5 protein-coding genes and 1 pseudogene are annotated in these 24,239 nt (G+C 60.9%); 1 reads left to right on the top strand and 5 read right to left on the bottom strand.

Translation table 11 applies throughout. The features are described from left to right. Nucleotides 1-9: 9 nt before the first annotated feature. From AC3IUE_RS00670 to AC3IUE_RS00650, 5 genes and pseudogenes are all read right to left on the bottom strand, one after another. Nucleotides 10-1,029 (bottom strand): annotated as a pseudogene (locus AC3IUE_RS00670) (ABC transporter substrate-binding protein); the annotation flags it as partial. A gap of 18 nt (nucleotides 1,030-1,047) precedes the next feature. Then, a complete protein-coding gene (locus AC3IUE_RS00665; protein ID WP_489264956.1) occupies nucleotides 1,048-1,944 on the bottom strand; it encodes a TauD/TfdA dioxygenase family protein in 897 nt (298 codons plus the stop codon). A gap of 301 nt (nucleotides 1,945-2,245) precedes the next feature. Beyond that, complete coding sequence (locus AC3IUE_RS00660) at nucleotides 2,246-3,613, bottom strand: HlyD family type I secretion periplasmic adaptor subunit (RefSeq protein ID WP_489264954.1); 1,368 nt, start codon at nucleotides 3,611-3,613, stop codon at nucleotides 2,246-2,248. Further along, nucleotides 3,603-5,759, bottom strand: a complete 2,157-nt coding sequence (locus AC3IUE_RS00655) for a type I secretion system permease/ATPase (protein WP_056745755.1) — start codon at nucleotides 5,757-5,759, stop codon at nucleotides 3,603-3,605. Before AC3IUE_RS00655 ends, AC3IUE_RS00660 begins: the two co-directional genes overlap by 11 nt. Nucleotides 5,760-5,803: 44 nt before the next feature. After that, a complete protein-coding gene (locus AC3IUE_RS00650; protein ID WP_056745758.1) occupies nucleotides 5,804-7,156 on the bottom strand; it encodes a TolC family outer membrane protein in 1,353 nt (450 codons plus the stop codon). A 357-nt stretch (nucleotides 7,157-7,513) separates the two neighbouring features. Between AC3IUE_RS00650 and AC3IUE_RS00645 the strand changes: the two genes are divergently transcribed. Further along, entirely contained in the window at nucleotides 7,514-24,199 is a 16,686-nt protein-coding gene (locus tag AC3IUE_RS00645; RefSeq protein ID WP_489264951.1) for a retention module-containing protein, read from the top strand. Nucleotides 24,200-24,239: the final 40 nt, after the last annotated feature.

Raw genomic sequence — 24,239 nt, 5'->3', positions numbered from 1 at the left:
GATCAGCTCCCCTTGCAGCGGTTTGGCGTCCTGGAAGAAGTAATCCTTCCACGAGTCCGGTTTGTTTTTGATCGCGCCGACGCGGTAGAGGAACTCGGCCAGCGGGTAAGTGTTTTTCGGCGTGACGCTGAATTCGAACTGCGGGTTATCGATGATTTTCAGCAGCGCAGCGCGGTCGATTTTGGCCTTGGTGACGCGAATGTAAGTGTCCGCCGTCGCGCCTTTGTCGTTCTGGGCAAACTCGGCCGCCTCAGTCAGCGCCTGGACGAACGCCTTGTAGGTTTTCGGGTTCTCGTCGCGGAATTTTTCGGTGGCGAACAGCACCGTCGGCGAGTTCGGGCCGAGCACGTCATTGGAATTCAGCACAACGTGGACGTTAGGGTTGGCCAGCTCTTGATCCTGGAACGGCGGGTTGGAAAAGTGCCCGGTCAACTCGGTGCCGCCGGCAATCAGCGCTGCGGTGGCGTCGGGGTGCGGAACGGCGATGGTGTACTTGTCGAGGCGATTGAATTCCTTGTCGCCCCACTGTTTGGCGGCCGCGTATTGCAGGATGCGCGACTGCACCGACACGCCGACCGCCGGCACTGCGATGCGGTCCTTCTCGGTGAAGTCGGCGATGGTTTTGACCTTGGGATTATTGCTCACCAGGTAGTACGGGAAGTTGCCGAGGGAGGCGACGGCTTTGACGTTCTGCTTGCCGTGAGTACGGTCCCAAATGGTCAGCAGCGGACCGACGCCTGCACCGGCAATATCAATGGAACCGGAGAGCAACGCATCGTTGACCGCCGCACCACCGGAGAGCTGGGTCCAGTCGACCTTGATGTCGATGCCTTCCTGCTTGCCGTACTTCTCGATCAGGTTTTGATCGCGCACCACATTGAGCAACAGATAAACGATGCCGAACTGCTCGGCGATGCGGATCTCACCTTCAGCGTGGGCCACGGTCGGCGCCACCAGGCTGCCGGCGATCAGGCTGAAACCCAGGCCGATGGCCGCAGCCAGCGGTGCAAATGGAAGACGTTTGGACATGAGAGTTTCTCCGACAAATCAGAAAGGCGCGTCGCCCTGAATGGTGGTGCGATGCAACTTGCGGCGCAGGTAGCTTGGGCATCCAGCGGCGAGATGAATCAGCGAACGGTTGTCCCAGAACACCAGGTCGTGGGCCTGCCATTGATGGCGGTAGATGTTTTGCGGCAGCACGCTGTGGGCGTAGAGCTCGTCGAGCAGTTGCTTGCTTTCGTCTTCCGGCAAACCAACGATGCGCGTGGTGAAACCCTCGCTGACGAACAACGCCTTACGACCGTTTTCCGGGTGGGTGCGAACGATTGGATGAACCACTTCGGCGACCTGAGCCAGTTGCTCCGGGGTCAACGTCGGGCGCCAATTACCTTCGAATTTGGTCTCGCTGTAGCGCGCGGTGTAAGAGTGCGCCGCCGAGCGACCTTCGACGGCTTTACGCAACGCTTCGGGCAGGTTGTCCCAGGCTTTGTGCATGTCGGCGAAGAGCGTGTCGCCGCCTTCGGACGGCAACTCCTGGGCGTGTAGCATCGAGCCCAGGCTTGGCAATTCTTTATAGGAAAGGTCGGAATGCCAGAACTTGCCGGCGTCGCCGAGACCGATGGACTGGCCGTTTTCGATGATGTTGGAAACGATGAGAATTTCCGGATGCCCGGCCAGCAGGAATTGCTTGAGCACATGGATCTGCAACACGCCAAAACGGCGGCTGAAAGCGATGTGCTGCTCGGGGGTAATGCGCTGGTCGCGGAACACCACGACGTGATGATCCAGGTGCGCGCGGTGGATGCGGGCGAAGTCCTGATCATTGATCGGGCGGGACAGGTCGAGGCCGATGATTTCGGCACCGACAGCGCCACTGAACGGGCGGATGTCGAAGGTTTGCGGCGCGATGTTCGCGGCGCTTGGGGAAGCCGTTGCTGCAGACATAAATCACTCCCATGCACGGCACGCTCAAGGGCGCGCGCGTCGATCAAGAAACTCACGGAGGTCCCGTGTTGGTTCGTGTCGTGCGGCGCGCCGATTGGTCGGCAGGTACGCAGGAGAATGACTTTATAGATATAAGAACTGAAATTTAAATACCGTTAGCGAATAACGATATGGCTTTTGAGCTGCAGTGATTTTAATGCCGCCATCGCGAGCAAGCTCGCTCCCACATTGGCTGTGTGTCGATCACATAACCTGTGGGAGCGAGCTTGCTCGCGATGAGGCCATCAGCCGCGCAGGAGAACTACCGCTCGTGCAACGCCTCGGCGCGGGCCCGAATAATCGGCTTGAGCAAGTAGCTGAGAATGGTCTTCTTGCCCGTGATGATATCCACCGAAGCCACCATCCCCGGGATGATCAGCAGAGGCTTTTCATCCGTCCCCAAGTGACTGCGATCAGTGCGCAGCTTGATGATGTAGTAAGTGGTTTTCTTGTCTTCATCGGTAATGGTGTCAGCACCGATCTGTTCAAGCTTGGCCTTCAGCCCACCATAAATGGTGTAGTCGTACGCCGTGAACTTCACCGTCGCTTCCTGCCCCGGATGCAGGAAGGCGATGTCTTGCGGGCGAACTTTCGCCTCAACCAGCAAGGTGTCGTCCAGCGGCACGATTTCCACCAGGTCGCTGCCCGGCTGGATCACACCGCCGATGGTGTTCACCAGCAGCTTGTTGACGATACCGCGCACCGGCGATGTCACCAGCGTCCGGCTGACCCGGTCTTCCAGCGCCTTGCCGGTGGCCTGGGCCTTGTTCAGATCAGTGCGTGCTTCATTGAGTTGAGTCAGTGCTTCACTGCGGAATTTGCCACGAGTCTCGTCGATCTTGCGCTGCACTTCCTTGATCGCCGATTGGGCGCGAGGAATGGCCAGGGTGGTCGCATCCAGTTGCCCGCGGGTTTCAACCTCGGCGCGCTTGAGTCGCAGCACTTCAACCGGCGATACCGCGCCCTGGGCTACCAACGGCTCGGACATGTTGATTTCCTGGCGTTGCAGCGCGAGACCGCTACGGTACTGCGACTGCTTGGAAGTGAACTCGCGCAGCTCTTGCTGACGCTGGATCAACTGCTCCTCCAAACCGCCAATTTCATCGTGCAACTGCTGACGGCGACTGATGTACAGCGACTCTTCGCTGGCTGCCTGACCGGGCACGGCCTTCAGCACGTCTGTCGGGAAGTTCAGCGGACGGTCGTCGACTTCCGCGCTCAAGCGTTCGACTCGCAGCAGCATCGACAGCCGATCGGCCTCGGTTTCGCCGACGTTGGAGGCGAATCGCGTGTCGTCCAGGCGAATCAGCGGCGCGCCGGCCTCAACAATCTGCCCTTCGGTCACGTACAACTCGGAGACGATGCCGCCCTCAAGGTTCTGGATTTTCTGGATCTTGGACGACGGAATGGCTTTGCCGTCGCCCTTGGTGACTTCGTCGATCACGGCGAAGTTGGCCCAGAGCATCAGGAACACGAAGAAGCCGATGATCGCCCAGATGGTCAGCCGTACCACGCGTGGGGCGTCTTCGATCAGCGCTTTGTTGACCTCGGGAAGTGGCTGGCCATGCAGCGAATCGGTGCCTTTGAAATAACGGCCGATCGAATTCTTGAAACCCGACTTAAGCAACACTGATCTGCCCCTTCTTCAACGCTTCCATCACCGCAGCTTTCGGGCCGTCGGCGAGAATCTGCCCGCGGTCGATGACGATCAGACGATCCACCAGCGACAACAGCGAAGCCCGGTGCGTTACCAGCACCACGGTTTTGTTTTCAACCACCGCCGCGAGGCGTTGCTTGAGGCGTTCTTCACCGGTGTTGTCCATGGCGCTGGTCGGTTCGTCGAGCAGCAGGATCGGCGGGTTGAGCAGCAACGCACGGGCCAGGGCGACGTTCTGGCGCTGACCGCCAGACAGGTTCTGCCCACGCTCGCCGACTTGCAGCTCATAACCTTGCGGGTGCAGACGGGCGAATTCGTGGACGCCGGCCAGTTCGGCCGCTTGCAGCACCATTTCGTCTTCGACATAGCGCGCGCCCGACACCAGGTTGTCGCGCAGGGTCCCGGCGAGCAATTGGATATCCTGGGCCACGTAACCAATGTTGTGGCGCAATTCGCTGACGTCGATCTGACGGATATCGACGCCATCCACCAACAGGGCGCCATCGTCCGGCTGATAGAGGCCTACGAGCAGTTTGGCCAGGGAGCTTTTCCCCGAGCCGCTGCGCCCGATGATGCCGATCTTCTCGCCAGGCTTGATGATCAGGTTGATGTTCTTCAGCGCCGCGTTCTGTTGGTTCGGGTAGGTGAAGTTCATCTGCCGGCATTCGATGGCGCCTTGCAGCACCTTGCGGCTCAGTGGACGCTCTTCGAAATTGCGCTCTTGCGGCAGCTCCATCATCTGATCGACCGAAGTCATGGTCACCCGCGCTTGCTGGTAACGGGTCAGCAGGCCAGACAGCGAGGCCAGCGGGCTGAGCGCGCGACCGCTGAGCATGTAGCAGGCGATCAAACCGCCCATGCTCAGGTGACCGTCGATGATCTGGTACACGCCGAAGACGATCATGATCACCCCGGCCAGTTGCTGGATCAGCAAGGTGATGTTCATCGCCAGACCGGAGAGCATTTTTACCCGCAGCTCGAGGCGGCTGAGGGTGCCGATGGTCTGCTCCCACTGATATTGGCGTTCGCTTTCGGCGTTGTTGACCTTCACTGCATCGAGGCCGGCGAGGGTTTCGATCAGGCTCGACTGACGCTCGGCGCCCAGCGCCATGGTCCGCTCCATGGTCGCCACCAGCGGCTTCTGCAAGGCATAGCCGATCAGCAGGGCAATCGGGAACGCCAGCACCGGAATCCACACCAGATGCCCGCCGAGAATCGCGATGACCATGAAGATCAGCAGCGTAAACGGCAGGTCGATCAGACTGGTGAGAGTCAGCGAAGCAAGGAAGTCCCGCAGGCTCTGAAACTCATGGATGTTCTGGGCGAAGCTGCCGACCCGTGCGGGGCGGTACTTCATGGCCATGCCGACAATGCGCTCGAACAACGTGGCCGAAATGATCAGGTCGGTTTTCTTCCCGGCCAGGTCCAGGCAGAGGCTGCGCAGGCTCTTGAGGATCAGGTCGAACAGGTAAGCCCCGGTGATGCCGATGGCCAACACCCACAGGGTCGATTCAGCCTGGTTCGGCACGACGCGGTCGTAGACGTTCATCACGAACAGTGGCGCGGCCATGGCAATGATGTTGATCAGGAAACTGGCGGCGATGGCGTCGGCGTATAGCCAGCGCGAACGCTTGAGGGTGTCGCGGAACCACGAGCGCGCGCGCGGGATCAGCGTGCCGTGATTGACGTCGAATTTGTGCTGGGGTTGAGCGAAGAACACTTTGCCGATGTAGTCATCGGCCAGCAGTTCGCGGCTGACGACACTTTCGCCACCATCGCTTTCGCTAAGCAACAGCCGCGCCTGATCGTCACCGATCCAACCGAGCAGGACGGCACTGCGACCATCCTTGAGCAGCAACAGCGCCGGCATGGCGATCGCCGGGATCTGTTCCAGTTTGCGCACCAGCACCCGCCCTTGCAGGCCGGCGCGAGCGGCCGCGCGGGGCAGCAGTTCAACGCTCAGGCGCTGCTTGGGCAACGGCAGGCCGGTGGTCAACATCGCGGCGCTGGCCGGTTTCTGATGCAGGGTGCAAAGAGCCAGCAAGCCGTCCAGTAATGGATCGTCGTGCAGCGCGCGTGGATCATGAATGAGTTGAACTCGACTGACTTCTGATTCCACGCTCGGCACACTCTTGGCTAACAATTGAACAATGAAGGTTCTGCTCAATTCATACCGGGCAATTGAACCTTAGGCTTCACGTCGTTTTGCACGACGGATGCCAACGGTGCGACCACTCCCTGGCTCTTGAGCAACTCGCCCATGGTCGCCTTGATTCGGTACTGAGTAAATAACTGAATGTTCTTGATCTCCGCCAGGCGACGAGAAGCCGAGAACAGCTCGTTTTCACTGTCGAGCAGGTCGAGCAAGGTACGCTCGCCGAGACTGAACTGCTTCTGATAGGCGGTGCGCACGCGGGTGCTGTGATCGACATATTGCTGAGCGATCGGCACTTGGGCGTTGGCGTTGTTCAAGGCATTCCAGGCCAGGCCCAGCTCTTCGTTCAACACGCGCAAGGCGTTGTTGCGAATATCCAGTGCCTGGTTGGACTGGTAGGACTTGGATTCCAGATCAGCCTTGTTGCTGCCACCGGCATACAGATTGAAGCGCATGCGCAACATGGCCTGCCATTCATTGCTGTGACCGTTCTGGCCATCGAGATCGTTGTCGGCGGTGCGACCCAACTCGGCATCGAAGCGCGGGTAGAAGGTCGACTTGGCGGCTTCGTACTGTTTCTCCGCAGCGGCGATGTCGGATTCGGCGGAACGCAGGATCGGGCTGTTTTCCAGCATCTGCGTCCGGGCTTCATTCAGGTTGGCCGGCAACAGCGCCATGAAATCGGAAGGACGCTCCAGCTGATCGGGCATCTGGCCGACGGCGCTGAGGAAGTTGGTCTCGGCGTCAGCCAGGTTGGTCTGCTCGGTGATCAGGTTGTTGCGGGCCTGGGCCATGCGCGCTTCGGCCTGATCGAGGTCGGCGCCGCTGCCGACGCCGCGCTGGGTGCGCAGTTTGATCTGGTCGAAAATCCGTTCGTGGCTCTTCAGGTTCTCGGTTGCCAGGCGTACGAATTCGCGGCGGGTCAACACGTCGAGATACACCTGCGCAACGGTGAGCGCGGTGCGTTCGGACGTGCCCAGCAAGGAATAGGCGCGGGAATTAACAGTGGCTTGTTGACGCCCCACTTCACTCGACGTCGCAAAACCGTCAAATACCATTTGCGACAACCGCACGCTCGATTCGCTGCGATTCAGGGTTTCCCAGTGATTGTTGTTGCCGGCGGCACGCGTGGTGACGTTATCAGTGCCTTCGCGACCATAACCGCCCAGCAGATCGACCCGTGGGAGGTATCCACCTTTTGCTGCCTTTAACTGATAATCCGCGGCCAATCGACTATTAACGCCTGCCTGGATTTCCGGATGGACATCCAGTGCCTGTTGCATGGCCTCCGGAAGGGACTGCGCCTGAACAAAACTGGCGGCAAGGGCGAAGGGTAAAGCCGTGAGCAGGTGCAAACGCATTGTTGGAGTTTCCCGGAATTGCTTGTCTTGAATCACTGCAGAACGTGCCGCTGCATCGGATGATGACAACCGGAATGACCGTGTGTCGGAAAGTTGGATGTTTGAACTGCGTCACACTCGCGGGGCAGGTCGGCACCGAAATATCAATGTGACATTACGGAGGCGAGTGTTTAGGATGACAGGCCGAAGGTCAATAGTTTGGCATAAAGTTTATAGCGAAAAATTATAGCCAGTTTATTGACGAATAACCGCGTCAAAGTTGTGCCTCTAATACCTTGAAAGTACGTCCAGACTGTTTGGCAAACACGCCGCCAGGTCCATGGAAGTCAATTGAATGCGACACCCGGAGAGTCTTCAATGAGCAGTGTTGTGGCCATCGTCAAAAGCATTGTCGGTCAGGTTTTCGCTGTGTCCCCAGAGGGCGTGCGCCGCGTACTCGTTGAAGGCGATCGGTTGTTTGTAGGTGATCAGGTAGACACTGGCGCAGCAGGCGCCGTCACGCTCGAACTGGCTGACGGCCGGACCCTGGACCTGGGCCGCGACACTCAGTGGAGCGGTAGCGATCCGGACTCCAGCGCTGACCTTGCACAAGCCACTGCACAAGCCGCGCCATCGGTTGAAGAGCTGCAGCAAGCCATCGCTGCCGGCGCCGACCCGACCACCGATCTTGAAGCCACCGCGGCCGGCCCTACCGTTATGAGCGGAGGCGGCTCTACCGGTGGCGGTCACAGCTTCGTGGCTCTGGAGGCAACCGCTGGCCGGGTGGACCCGACCATTGGTTTCCCGACTGCGGGCATCGGCACTGCCGCGTTGGCTGCACAGAACACCATCGGCGGCCAGACGGCCGGTACCAGCGCCAACGTGCAGCGTGAATCGACCCTGAACTTGAGCGCCACGCCGACCATCACCGAGGCCGGCGGCGTACTGGTTTACACCGCCACGTTGACCCAGGCTCCGCTGACCGACCTGACCATCACCCTGTCCAATGGCTCGGTGATTGTGATCCAGGCTGGCCAGTTGACCGGTACCGTCAACGTTCCGCTTGCGCCGAACGATTCTGTTTATAACGACCCGACCCAAATCAACGTGACCGTCACCGGCACCACGGGTGGCAGCGGCATCATCGTTACCCCGCCGACGACCCCGGCCGTGACCCAGGTCACCGACACCGTCGATACCACCACGGTCACCTTGACCGCTGGCGCCAACGTTACCGAAGGCGGCCAGATCACCTACACCGCGACATTGACCAACCCGGCGCAGACGCCGGTCACCATCACGCTGTCCAACGGCTCGATCATCACTATCGACGCTGGCAAGACCACCGGCTCCGTGAACGTCGACACCCTGGCCAACGACGTTTATCAGAACGGCAGCACCGTTAGCACCACGATCACTGGAGCCACCGGCGGCAACTTCGAGAACCTGGTGCCGAGCACCACGCCAGCGGTCACCACCATTACCGACTCGGCCGACAACACCAGCCTGAGCCTCACCGCCACCGGTACCGTCGTCGAAGGCGGTCAGATCACCTACACCGCGACCCTGACCAACCCGGCTGGTACGCCGATGACCGTGACCTTGAGCAATGGCTCGGTCATCACCATCGAAGCGGGCAAGACCACCGGCAGCGTGACCGTCGACACCGCAGCCAATGATGTCTACAACAATGGCAGCACCGTCAGTACCACCATCACCGGGACCACTGGCGGTAATTTCGAGCAGCTGATTCCAAGCACCGTGCCGGCGCTGACCACCGTAACCGATTCGAAAGACAACACCGGCCTGAGCCTGTCGGCGTCCACCGAAGTGGCAGAGGGCGGTCAGATCACCTACACCGCGACCCTGACCAACCCGGCCGGTACGCCGGTGACCGTCACCCTGAGCAACGGCGCAGTGATCACCATCGCCGCCAACGCTACCAGCGGTTCCGTCACCGTCGATGCGCCGAAAGACGATGCCTACATCGACGCCGGCAAGGTCAGCGCCACGATCAGCACCGCCACCGGCGGTAACTTCGAAAACCTGGTCCCGAGCACGGTTCCGGCAGTGACCGAGGTGACTGACACGATCAACACCTCGACGGTCAGCCTGACGGCCAACGGCTCTGTGACCGAAGGCGGGATCGTGGTTTACACCGCGTCAGTGTCTGCTGAAGTCACTGGATCGCCGGTCGTCGTGACCCTGTCCAACGGCCAGACCATCACCATTCCGGTCGGTTCGAGCAGTGCCAGCGTGAACTTCACCGCGCCGAACGATGCCCTGGCCGGCGGCTCCCTGAGCGTCAAGATTGATGACGCCAAGGGCGGCAACTTCGAAAAGCTGGAAGTCGACAGCAAGCCGGCGGACACCTCGATTACCGATACGGTTGACACCACGACGGTTAGCCTGACGGCTACCGGTTCGGTCGCTGAAGGTGGTTCGATCGTCTACACCGCGAACCTGACCCACGCGGCCGGCACGCCCGTGACCGTCACCCTGAGCAACGGCGCAGTCATCACCATCGCCGCCAACGCCACCAGCGGTTCTGTCACCGTCGATGCGCCGAAAGACGATGCTTACATCGACGCCGGCAAAGTCAGCGCCACGATCAGCACCGCTACCGGCGGCAACTTCGAAAACCTGGTGACCAGCCCGGCGGCGGCAGTCACTGAGGTGACTGACACGATCAACACGTCGACGGTCAGCCTGACGACCGCCAACGGCACTGTCGCCGAAGGTGGCACCGTGGTTTACACCGCCTCGGTCGGCGCACCGGTCACCGGTTCGCCGGTGGTGGTGACCTTGTCCAACGGTCAGACCATCACCATTGGCATTGGCCAAAGCAGCGGCACGGTCAATGCCGTGGTCTCCAACGATGTGCTTAGCGGCCACGCGCCGTTGACCAATTCGATCACCAAAGTCAGCGGCGGCAACTACGAAAACCTGGTCGCCGATAAAACCCCGGTCAGCACCAGCGTGACCGACACCATCGACACCACCACCCTGTCGCTGAGCGCCACTGGCAACGTCAAAGAAGGTGGCCAGATCACCTACACCGCCACCCTGACCCATGCGGCCGGCGGCCCAGTGACCGTGACGTTGAGCAACGGCGCGACCATCACCATCGATGCCGGTAAAACCACCGGCACCGTGAAAGTCGATGCGCCGAAAGACGACGTCTACAAGGACGCCGGCAAACTGGAAGTCACCATCAAGGACGCCGCCGGCGGCAACTTTGAAAACCTGGTCACCAGCCCGACCCCGGCCGTGACCAACGTGGCGGACACCACCAACACCACGCACCTGACCCTCAGCGCTGAAAAATCGGTGCTCGAAGGCTCGCACATCACCTACACCGCGACCCTCACCAACGCCGCGCAAACGCCAGTGACCGTCAAGCTGAGCAACGGCGAGACCATCACCATCGACGCCGGCAAAACCAGCGGATCGGTGACCATCGCGGCGCCAAGCGATGACGTCTACAAAGATGCCGGCAAGCTCACCGTAACGATGACGGATGCTACCGGCGGTAACTTTGAAAACCTGGTCAAAAGCCCCGCTGCGGCCGTTACTACCGTCACCGATACCCTCGACACCTCGACCGTCACCCTGACCGCCAACGGCACTGTTGCCGAAGGCGGTACCGTGGTTTACACCGCGTCGGTCAGCGCACCGGTCACCGGTTCGCCGGTGGTGGTGACCTTGTCCAACGGTCAGACCATCACCATTGGCATTGGCCAAAGCAGCGGCACGGTCAATGCCGTGGTCTCCAACGATGTGCTTAGCGGCCACGCGCCGTTGACCAATTCGATCACCAAAGTCAGCGGCGGCAACTACGAAAACCTGGTCGCCGATAAAACCCCGGTCAGCACCAGCGTGACCGACACCATCGACACCACCACCCTGTCGCTGAGCGCCACTGGCAACGTCAAAGAAGGTGGCCAGATCACCTACACCGCCACCCTGACCCATGCGGCCGGCAGCCCAGTGACCGTGACGTTGAGCAACGGCGCGACCATCACCATCGATGCCGGTAAAACCACCGGCACCGTGAAAGTCGATGCGCCGAAAGACGACGTCTACAAGGACGCCGGCAAACTGGAAGTCACCATCAAGGACGCCGCCGGCGGCAACTTTGAAAACCTGGTCACCAGCCCGACCCCGGCCGTGACCAACGTGGCGGACACCACCAACACCACGCACCTGACCCTCAGCGCTGAAAAATCGGTGCTCGAAGGCTCGCACATCACCTACACCGCGACCCTCACCAACGCCGCGCAAACGCCAGTGACCGTCAAGCTGAGCAACGGCGAGACCATCACCATCGACGCCGGCAAAACCAGCGGATCGGTGACCATCGCGGCGCCAAGTGATGACGTCCACAAGGATGCCGGCAAACTCATCGTGACGATGACGGATGCCACTGGCGGCAACTTCGAAAATCTCGACATCAGCAAAGCGTCAGTGACCACCACCGTCAAAGACACGGTCGACTCCACGTCCCTGTCGCTGTCGGCCAGCCACACCGTCAGCGAAGGTGGCCAGATCACCTACACCGCGACCCTGAGCAACCCGACAGACACGGCCATGACCGTGAAGTTGAGCAACGGCGCCGTGATCAACATCGCCGCCGGCGCCACCACCGGTTCAGTCAACTTCGCTGCACCGGCCAATACCCCGTACATCGACGGCGGCAAAGTCCAGGCTACGATTGCCAGCCAGAGCGGCGGCAACTTCGAAAAAGTCGTCACCGACCATTCGCCGGCGGTTACCACCGTCACCGATTCGGCAGACACCACCGGCCTGAGCCTGAGCGCCACCGGTTCGGTCGCCGAGGGCGGTTCGATCGTCTACACCGCGACCCTGACCCACGCCGCCGGCTCCGCCATGACCGTGACGTTGAACAACGGCGCGGTGATCCACATTGCCAAGGATGCCACCACAGGTTCGGTGAACTTCGCCGCACCGAAGGATGACGTCTACAAAGACGCCGGCAAAGTCGAAGCCAGCATCACCAAGACTGCCGGCGGCAACTTCGAGAACCTGGTGACCGACAAGACGCCAGCGGTTACCGACGTGACCGACACCCTCAATACCTCGACAGTCAGTCTGACGGCCAACAGCACTGTGGCTGAAGGCGGCACCGTGGTGTACACCGCTTCGGTCAATGCGCCAGTGACCGGTTCGCCGGTTGTCGTGACCTTGTCCAACGGCCAGAGCATTACCATTCCGGTCGGCGCCAGCAGCGCCAGCGTGAAATACACCGCACCGAACGACGCACTGGCTGGCGGCGGTTCGCTGAGCGTGAAAATCGACGGCACCACCGGTGGCAACTACGAAAACCTGGTGGCGAATCAAACCCCGGCAGTCACGTCGGTAACCGACGTCAAAGACACCACCACCCTGAGCCTGAGCGCTACAGATTCGGTGGCGGAAGGCGGTTCGATTGTCTACACCGCGACGCTGACTCACGCTGCCGGCACACCGGTCACCGTGAACCTGTCGAACGGCGCCGTGATCTCCATCGCCGCCAACGCTACCAGCGGCTCCGTCACCGTCAAGGCACCTGCCGATGACGTCTACAAAGATGCCGGCAAAGTTGAAGCGACCATCAAGGACGCCAGTGGCGGCAACTTCGAAAACCTGGTCACCAGCCCGGCGGCAGCAGTCACTGCGGTGACTGACACGATCAACACGTCGACGGTCAGCCTGACGACCGCCAACGGCACTGTCGCCGAAGGCGGCACCGTGGTTTACACCGCGTCCGTGTCGGCTGAAGTCACTGGTTCGCCGGTGGTCGTGACCCTTTCCAACGGTCAAACCATCACCATTCCGGTTGGCGCCAGCAGCGCCAGCGTGAACTTCACTGTGCCGAACGATGCCCTGGCCGGTGGCGGCTCGCTGAGCGTCAAGATCGACGACGCCAAGGGCGGCAATTACGAGAAGCTGGAAGTTAACGGCAAGCCGGCGGACACCTCGATTACCGATACGGTGGACACCACGACGGTTAGCCTCAGCGCGACTGGGTCAGTGGCTGAAGGCGGCTCGATCGTCTACACCGCGAACCTGACCCACGCTGCCGGCACGCCAGTGACCGTGAACCTGTCGAACGGCGCCGTGATCACCATCGCGGCCAACGCGACCAGCGGTTCCGTAACCGTCAAGGCACCTGCCGATGACGTCTACAAAGATGCCGGCAAAGTTGAAGCGACCATCAAGGACGCCAGCGGCGGCAACTTCGAAAACCTGGTGACCAGCCCCGCAGCTGCGGTCACCGAGGTGACTGACACGATCAATACGTCGACGGTCAGCCTGACGACCGCCAACGGCACTGTGGCCGAAGGCGGCACCGTGGTTTACACCGCGTCCGTGTCTGCTGAAGTTACTGGCTCGCCCGTGGTTGTGACCCTTTCCAACGGTCAAACCATCACCATTCCGGTCGGTTCGAGCAGCGCCAGCGTAAACTTCACCGCGCCGAACGATGCCCTGGCCGGCGGCGGCTCCCTGAGCGTCAAAATCAACGACGCCAAGGGCGGCAATTACGAGAAGCTGGAAGTTAACGGCAAGTCGGCGGACACCTCGATTACCGATACGGTGGACACCACGACTGTTAGCCTGACGGCTACCGATTCAGTCGCTGAAGGCGGCTCCATCGTTTACACCGCGAACCTGACCCACGCGGCTGGCACGCCGGTCACTGTCACCCTGAGCAACGGCGCAGTGATCACCATCGCCGCCAACGCCACCAGCGGCTCCGTGACCGTCAAGGCACCTGCCGATGACGTCTATAAAGATGCGGGAAAAGTCGAAGCGACCATCAAAGGCGCCAGCGGCGGTAACTTCGAAAACCTGGTCACCAGCCCGGCAGCGGCGGTCACGGAAGTGACTGACACCCTCAATACGTCAACGGTCAGCCTGAAGGCAACGCCCACCGCAGCCGAAGGCGGCAACGTGGTGTACACCGCTTCCGTGACCTCGAAGGTCACCGGCAAGGACGTGGTCGTCACCCTGGCCAACGGTGAAAAAATCACCATCCCGGTCGGTGAAAGCACGGCCTCGATCACCGTTAAAGCCCCGAATGACGCATTGGTCGGCCACGAGCCGCTGACCAACGCGATCAAGGATGTAACCGGCGGCAATTACGAGAATCTGGTCGCCGACAAGACCCCGACCTCGACCGCCATCAGCGACACCCTGGACACCACCAAAGTGACCATGACCGCCAGCGGTCAGGTGCTTGAAGGCGGCAACATCACCTACACCGCCAACCTGACGAATGCCGCTGGCAGCGACATGACGGTCAAGTTGAGCAACGGCGAAAGCATCGTGATCAAGGCCGGCGACAAGTCGGGCTCCATTACCGTTCCTGCACCGGCCGATGACGTCTACCAGGACGGCAGCAAAATCACCGTCCGCATCGACAGCACCAGCGGCGGCGACTTCGAGAAGCTCGACGTCAACAAAGCCGCGCACACCACCACCGTCAAAGATACGATCGACACCACCACGCTGAAACTCAGCGCAGACGTGGGCAGCGTCGGCGAAGGTGGTCAGATCAACTACACCGCGACCCTGAACCACCCAGCGGACACGGCGATGACCGTGACCCTGAACAACGGTCTGGTGATCAACATCAAGGCCGGCGAGTCCAGCGGCTCTGCGTCTTTCACCGTACCGAACAACGTCTACACCGGCGCAGCGGACATCCTTGCCTCGATCAAGGAAACCACCGGCGGCAACTTCGAACAACTGGACACCGATCGCTCGGCCATCGTCACCAAAGTCACCGACACCGCTGACACCACCAACCTGACATTGAGCGCTAGCGGCTCAGTCCAGGAAGGTGGCCAGATCGTCTACACCGCGACCCTGTCCCAGGCCGCCGGCAGCAACATGACCGTGAAGCTGAGCAACGGTGCGACCATCACCATCCTCAAGGATGCGGTGTCCGGCCATGTCAGCGTGGCCGCACCGAAAGACGACGTCTACAAAGACGCGGGCAAAGTTGAAGCGACTATCAAGGATGCCAGCGGTGGCAACTTCGAGAACCTGGTGACCAGCCCGACGGCGGCAGTCACGGAAGTGACTGACACCATCAACACCTCGACGGTCAGCCTGACGACCGCCAACGGCACTGTCGCCGAAGGTGGTACCGTGGTTTACACCGCGTCCGTGTCGGCTGAAGTCACTGGTTCGCCGGTGGTCGTGACCCTGTCCAACGGCCAGACCATCACCATTCCGGTCGGTTCGAGCAGTGCCAGCGTGAACTTCACCGCGCCAAACGATGCCCTCGTGGGCGGCGGCTCCTTGAGCGTCAAAATCGACGATGCCAAGGGTGGTAATTACGAGAAGCTGGAAGTTAACGGCAAGCCGGCGAACACCTCGATTACCGATACGGCTGACACCACGACGGTTAGCCTGACCGCTACAGATTCGGTGGCTGAAGGCGGCTCCATCGTTTACACCGCGAACCTGACCCATGCGGCCGGCACTCCGGTCACTGTCACCCTGAGCAACGGCGCAGTCATCACCATCGCCGCCAACGCTACCAGCGGTTCCGTCACCGTCGCCGCGCCGAAAGACGATGCCTACATCGACGCCGGCAAAGTCAGCGCCACGATCAGCACCGCTACCGGCGGCAACTTCGAGAACCTGGTCACCAGCCCGGCGGCGGCAGTCACTGAGGTGACTGACACGATCAACACGTCGACGGTCAGCCTGACGACCGCCAACGGCACTGTCGCCGAAGGCGGCACCGTGGTTTACACCGCGTCCGTGTCGGCTGAAGTCACTGGCTCGCCGGTGGTCGTGACCCTTTCCAACGGTCAAACCATCACCATTCCGGTTGGCGCCAGCAGCGCCAGTGTGAACTTCATCGCGCCAAACGATGCCTTGGCTGGCGGCAGCTCCATGAGCGTGAAGATTGACGATGCGAAGGGCGGTAACTTCGAAAAACTGAGCATCGACAGCAAACCGGCGGACACCACTGTCAGCGATACCGTGGACACCACCAAAGTGACCATGACCGCCAGCGATTACGTGGTCGAGGGCGGCACGATCACTTACACCGTCAACCTCAGCAACGCCGCCGGTACTGACATGACGGTCAAGCTGAGCAATGGCGAGAACGTGGTGATCAAGGCTGGCGACAAGTCGGGTTCCATCACCCTCCCGGCGCCAGCCGATGACGTCTACAAGGACGGCAGCAAGATCACCGTCGGCATCGCCGGCACCAGCGGCGGCAACTTTGAGAAGCTCGACGTCAGCCAGACCACCCACACCACCACCGTCAATGACACCACCGACACCACTACGCTGAAGCTCAGCGCCGATGTGAGCACCGTCGGCGAAGGTGGCCAGATCGTCTACACCGCCACGCTTAACCACCCGGCCGACACGGCGATGACCGTGACCCTGAACAACGGCCTGGTGATCAACATCAAGGCCGGCGAGTCCAGCGGTTCGGCGCCGTACACCGTGCCAAATGATGTCTACACCGGCGCGGCGCCTGTCAGGGCAGCGATCGCGGACAGCACTGGCGGCAACTTCGAACAACTCGACACCGACCGCTCCGCCGTCGTCACCAAAGTAACCGACACCGCCGACACCACCAGCCTGACCCTCAGCGCCAGCGGTTCGGTGCAGGAAGGCGGGCAAATCGTCTACACCGCGACCTTGTCCCATGCCGCCGGCAGCGACATGACCGTGAAACTGAGCAACGGCGCGATCATCACCATCCTCAAGGATGCTGTGTCCGGCCACGTCAGCGTGGACGCACCGAAAGACGACGTGTACCTGGACGCCGGCAAAGTCACCGCCAGCATCGATGAGGTCAGCGGCGGCAAATTCGAAAGCCTGGTGCCGGACAAGTCGCTGGTGTCCACGGACATCACTGACACGATCAACGACGTGGTCGCCAAACTGACGGTGGATAACGCCAGCGTCACCGAAGGCGGCAAAGTCACCTACACCGTGACCCTGACCAACGCCGATGGCCTGCCGGTCAATAACCATGGCGACCTGTCCTTTACGTTGACTGACGGCACCGTGGTCAAGGTCGCGGCCAACCAAACCAGCGGCAGCACCGTGGTGACCACACAGGACAACCACTACGTCAACCAGCCGGTGACGGTGGTTAATCAACTGACGGGCGTCTCGGGCACCAACACCTTCGAAAACCTGGTACTGAGCGCCGACAAGACCAGCGTCACCATCACCGACAACGACCACGCGCCTGTGTCTGCCGGCGGTGCTGTCGCCGGTCTCGAAGATTCGACCATCACCTTGAGCTGGAACGACTTCAAGGTCACCGACCTCGATAACGACAGCCCTCTGGGTATCACCATTACCCAGGTATCGGGCGGTGGCACCCTGCTGTTCAACGGCGCGCAGGTCACCTTGGGCCAGACCATCAGCCAGGCGGATATCGCGCTGGGCAAACTGACCTTTGTGTCCGCCGCCAATGAATCAGGCGCCGATGGTTTCGGCGGAACCGGCGTAGGTAACAAAGCGTCGGATTACGCACAGATTCAGTTCAAGCCTATCGACGGCTTCAATCAGGGCACTGAAGCGACCCTGAAAGTCGACATCACCCCGGTGGCGGATGCGCCAACGCTGAATGTCGCCGGTAACAACGTAACCTCGACGGGCCTGATCAAAGAGGTCTGGACCGGTCTGTCGGGCCTGGGCACCGATGGCAATGGCGCAGCGACGAACACGCTGAAAAGTGTCATCGATGGCGCGGGCACGCCGAACTCCAGCAGCACCGTCAGCAACGTGCAATCCGAGGGCGATGTGGCCCAAGGCACCGCGTCGAAAACCTCCGGGCTGATCTATCTCGAAGCCGGCAAGACGTACACCTTCAGCGGCACTGGCGATGACAGCTTGCTGGTGACCATTGGCGGCAAGAACGTCGCAGCCACTACGTGGGGCGCCGGGGCCAACCTGAACGGTTCGTTCACACCGTCTGCCAGTGGCTACTACACGCTGGACATCTACCACCATAACCAGAACGGCCCGGGAAACTACGACGTCAACCTGTCCGTCAACGGCAGTCCGGCGGTCGACCTGAGCAGTGCTGGCGTGCCGATCTACACCGGCGTTGCCGACCTTACCCATGCAGGCGTGACGGTTTCCGATCTGCACGGCAGTAACGGTGAAGGCTATTACGAAGGCTACAAACTCAACGAAGGCGCGCAAGGTACCAGCGTTCACCTGTCCGTCATCAACACCGCACTGACCGACACCGACGGCTCCGAAATCCTGAGCGTGAAGATCAGCGGCATCCCAGCCGGATCGGTCCTCACCGATGGCGCCGGCCACACTTTCACCGCGACCGCGACGTCCGGCGAAGCCAACGTCACCGGCTGGAGCCTCGGCACCCTGACCGTGACCCCGCCGGCGAACTACAACGGCCAGTTCAACCTGACCGTCACATCGACGTCCACCGAGACCCTCGGCGGTTCGGCGCCAAGTACCGCGACGATCCCGGTCACGGTTTACCCGACGGCCCCCGTCAGCGAAGTGGTCGCAACCCTCACGGTGGATAAAACCTCCGTGGCCGAAGGTGGCCAGATCACTTACACCGTGACCCTGTCCAACAAGGACGGGATCGCCATCAGCAGCCACGACGAGCTGACCTTCAAGCTGTCCGACGGCACACTCGTCAAAGTACCGGCCAACGCGGCGTCGGGCTCGTTCAGCATTAACGCCCCGGACGACATCCTGATGGGCGGTCAACCGGCCATCGTCAACAAACTCGAAAGCGTCAGCGGTGCTGACAACTTCCAACAACTGACCCTGGCTCAGAATTCGACACAAACCGCCGTGACGGACGAATCAGGTTCGGGTACCTCAATCGACAACCAGGGCGACAAAGTCGGCATCACCATCGTCGGCAACGGCGCGGTGCTGGAAAACCAGGCGCCGAGCTTCACCATCAAGCTCGACAAGGCACAGGCTGTTGCCCTGACCGTGAAGTTGAGCGACGGTCAGACGGTGACCTTCGCCGCAGGCGAAACGGAAAAGGTCCACACCCTGGCGCCGCAAGGCGAGGACGTCTACAAAGACGGCGGCACCGCGACGCTGGGCATCAGCGGCGCAACCTCCGGTGGCACTGCGCTGGAAAATCTGGTGGTGGGTAACCCGGCGTCGGTGGTCATCACCGACACCCTCAGCGAAGTCGTCGCCAAGCTGACCGTGGACAAAACCACCATCACCGAAGGCGGCTCGGTCACCTACACCGTGACCCTGACCAACAAAGACGGGATCGCCATCGGCAACCACGATGCGCTGACCTTCAAGCTGACCGACGGCACAATCGTTACCGTGCCGGCCAACAGCACCAGCGGTTCCGCGACCGTGGTCACCAAGGATGACGTGTACACCGGCGGGCAAACTTCGCTGGTCAACAAGCTGGAATCGGTAACCGGCAGCGACAACTTCGAAAAACTGACCCTGAACGACGCAAAACTCACCACGACCGTCACCGACGAGCCTTCGGGCCAGGGTGACAAAGTGACCGTGAGCATCGACGGCAACGGCGGAGTCGCTGAAAACGTTGGCGCAGCCTTCACCGTCAAAATTGATCGGGCGCTGAGTGACAACCTCGACGTGACCCTGAGCAATGGCGGCAAGGTCACCATCGTGGCCGGTCAGACCCAGGCGATCTACACCGCTCCGATTCAAGGCGAAGACGTCTTCAAAGACGGCGGGCCTCTGAACCTGAAAGTCACCGATGCGACCGTCACCGGCAAGACCTTCGAAAACCTCGTGCTCAGCGATACCGCAGGCACCGTGCAAATCACCGACACCCTCAGCGAAGTCGTCGCCAAGCTGACCGTGGACAAAACCACCGTCACCGAAGGCGGCTCGGTCACCTACACCGTGACCCTGACCAACAAAGACGGGATTGCCATCGGCAACCACGATGCGCTGACCTTCAAGCTGACCGACGGCACAATCGTTACCGTGCCGGCCAACAGCACCAGCGGTTCCGCGACCGTGGTCACCAAGGATGACGTGTACACCGGCGGGCAAACTTCGCTGGTCAACAAGCTGGAATCGGTAACCGGCAGCGACAACTTCGAAAAACTGACCCTGAACGACGCAAAACTCACCACGACCGTCACCGACGAGCCTTCGGGCCAGGGTGACAAAGTGACCGTGAGCATCGACGGCAACGGCGGAGTCGCTGAAAACGTTGGCGCAGCCTTCACCGTCAAAATTGATCGGGCGCTGAGTGACAACCTCGACGTGACCCTGAGCAATGGCGGCAAGGTCACCATCGTGGCCGGTCAGACCCAGGCGATCTACACCGCTCCGATTCAAGGCGAAGACGTCTTCAAAGACGGCGGGCCTCTGAACCTGAAAGTCACCGATGCGACCGTCACCGGCAAGACCTTCGAAAACCTCGTGCTCGGCGATACCGCAGGCACCGTGCAAATCAGCGACACCCTCAGCGAAGTCGTCGCCAAGCTGACCGTGGACAAAACCACCGTCACCGAAGGCGGCTCGGTCACCTACACCGTGACCCTGACCAACAAAGACGGGATCGCCATCGGCAACCACGATGCGCTGACCTTCAAGCTGACCGACGGCACAATCGTTACCGTGCCGGCCAACAGCACCAGCGGTTCCGCGACCGTGGTCACCAAGGATGACGTGTACACCGGCGGGCAAACCTCGCTGGTCAACAAACTGGAATCGGTAACCGGCAGCGACAACTTCGAAAAACTGACCCTGAACGACGCAAAACTCACCACGACCGTCACCGACGAGCCTTCGGGCCAGGGTGAGCAAACCACCCTTGGCATCAGCGGCGCTACGTCGGTGAACGAAGGCCAGGCTGCGCATTACACGCTGACCCTGAGCAATACCGCTCAGACCGAAGTGACGGTCACCCTGAAATACACCGGCACCGCGACCAATGGCGTGGATTACACCGGTGTGGTGACCGTCAAGATTCCAGCCAACAGCAACAGTGTCGGTTTCGACATCAATACTATTCATGACAAGTTGGTCGAAGGTACCGAGAACTTCAAGATCGCCATTGATTCGGTCAGCGGCGGTAATTTCGAGAGCCTGGTGATCGACTCGGCCCATAACGATGTCAGCACCAACATCGTCGACAACGACCACGCGCCGGTGTCCGTTGGCGGAGCTGTCGCCGGTCTCGAAGATTCGACCATCACCCTGACCTGGGACAACTTCAAGGTCACCGACGTCGATAACGACAGCCCGCTCAGCATCACCATCACTCAGGTATCGGCCGGCGGCACCCTGCTGTTCAACGGTATGCAGGTCTCCTTGGGCCAGACCATCAGCCAGGCGGATATCGCGCTGGGCAAACTGACCTTTGTGCCGGCCACCAACGCATCGGGCGCCAACGGATATGGCGGCACCGGCGTGGGTAACCAGGCGGCGGACTACGCGCAGATCAAGTTCAAGCCTACCGACGGCTTCAACCAGGGCACCGAAGCAACCTTGAAAGTCGACATCACCCCGGTGGCGGATGCACCAACGCTGAACGTCGCCAGCAACAACGTAACCTCGACGGGCTTGATCAAAGAGGTCTGGACCGGCTTGTCGGGCCTCGGCACCGATGGCAGCGGCGCAAACACCGGCACCCTGAAAAGTGTCATTGACGGCGCGGGCAAACCAAACTCCAGCGCCACGGTGACCAACGTGCAGTCCGACGGCAGCGTCGCGGCTGGCACGGCTTCGAAAACCTCCGGCCTGATCTACCTCGAAGCCGGCAAGACCTACACCTTCAGCGGCACCGGCGATGACAGCCTGTTGGTGACCATCGGCGGTAAAAACGTGGCGGCCACGACGTGGGGCGCGGGCGGCAGTCTGAACGGTTCGTTCACCCCGACCACCAGCGGTTACTACACCCTGGACATCTACCACCACAACCAGAGCGGCCCGGGTAACTATGACGTCAACCTGTCGGTCAACGGCAGTGCCGCGGTCGACCTGAGCAGCGCCGGCGTGCCGCTGTACACCGGCATCGCGGACCTTGCCGCTTCCGGCGTGACGGTGTCCGATTTGCACGGCACCAGCGGCGAAGGCTACTACGAAGGCTACAAACTCAATGAAGCCGCGGAAGGGACCAGCGTTCACCTGTCCGCGATCAAGACTGCTTTGACAGACATCGACGGCTCCGAAAGCCTGAGCGTGAAAATCAGCGGGATTCCGGCGGGCTCGGTACTGACCGATGGCGCCGGCCACACCTTCACCGCCAGCGCGACCTTCGGCGAAGCCAACGTCACGGGCTGGAACCTCGGCTCCCTGACCGTCACTCCGCCACCGTACTACAACGGCCAGTTCAACCTGACCGTGACCTCGACCTCCACCGAATCGCTCGGCGGTTCGGCGCAAAGCACCGCGACGATCCCGGTGACGGTTTACCCGACGGTCTACAACGCTGTCACCGCCACAGCTGCCAACGACACCATCACCGGCACCGACGGCAACGACATCATGGTCGCCGATATTGGCGGGCTGACCGTGGTGCCGGGCACCAACTACAACATTGCGTTCATGGTCGACAGCTCGGGCAGTATGAGCGCGTCGTCGATCAACTCAGCCAAGGACTCGCTGACCTCGGTGTTCAACACCCTCAAGCAGAGCATGGGCGGCAATTCGGGGACGGTGAATATCTTCCTGGCGGACTTCGACAACCAGGTCAACAAGTCGGTGTCGGTGAACCTGAACGACCCGAATGCCCTGACCTTGCTCAAATCCGTTCTGGACTCGATGTCATCCGGCGGCGGCACCAACTACGAGGACGTGTTCAAAACCACGGCCAACTGGTTCCAGAGTGCCGACCCGATGGCCAACACCGGTGCGAAGAACCTCACGTATTTCATCACCGATGGCAAGCCGACCTACTACCAGAGCGGCGAGCAAACCAACCCGACCTTGTTCGGCAATGTGAAGCTCGATGACGTCATCACCACCTCCAATTACAAGTTGGGGCAGACTTATTCCAACTACCTGGACAGCACTCACTACCTGACCATCGACAGCGCCGGCAATGTCACGCTGCAGACTCAGAAAAACTCGGGGCGCTGGAACAGCGACGAACTGGGCACCCTCCATGCCGAGGGTAACGGCACGTACGAGCTGTCCTATCGCGATGGTACCGGCAGCAGCACCAGCTGGGATGCCATCGACAACTCCACTGACAGCTTCGCGCTGCTGGGCAAGGTCTCGACGGTAGAAGCCATCGGCATAAACAAGGACGTCACCCTTGCTGATCTGAAGCCATACGACTCGGATCAAACGCCACAAACCAACATTGACCCGAAAGACCTGGCCAACTCGATCATCGGCCATACCGAAGCGACGATGCCAGGTGCCGACACGGTCAATGGCGGTGACGGCAACGACATCTTGTTCGGCGACCTGGTGAGCTTCAACGGTGTCGCCGGTGAGGGTTATCAGGCGATGCAGGCGTTCGTCGCCCAGCAAACCGGCGTGGACGCCAGCAAAGTCACCACCAGCAACGTGCACCAGTTCATCACCGAGCACTACACCGCGTTCGATGTGTCCGGGGCACACGACGGTAATGACTCGCTGCTGGGCGGTGCCGGCAATGACATTCTCTTCGGCCAGGGTGGCAACGACCTGCTCGACGCCGGCAAGGGCAATGACATCCTGCTCGGTGGCTCGGGTAATGACTCGCTGATGGGCGGTCAGGGCAACGATATTCTGATCGGCGGCTCAGGTGCCGACACCTTCGTCTGGAAGGCTGGTGACACCGGCAGCGACGTGATCAAGGACTTCAAGGCCAGCGAGGGCGACCGCATCGACTTGCGCGATCTGCTGCAGGGTGAAACCGGCAGCACCATCGACAACTTCCTGAAGATCACCACCGTGGATGGCGTTTCGTCCCTGCAAGTCAGCTCCGCCGGCAAGTTCAACGGCGCCGACGCCGCAGCGGCAGCACCAGATGTGACGATCAAGCTGGAAGGCAACAACTGGTCCAGCGCCAACATCAACTCGTTGATTGCCGGCAGTGACCCAACCATCAAAATCGATCACAACAACACCTGATCCAACGAAAAACGGCCGCCCTTATGGGGCGGCCGTCACG

Source organism: Pseudomonas sp. GL_093, assembly GCF_057837605.1.
Note: the sequence above shows the minus strand (reverse complement) of the source record. Positions and strands in the feature narration are given on the sequence as shown.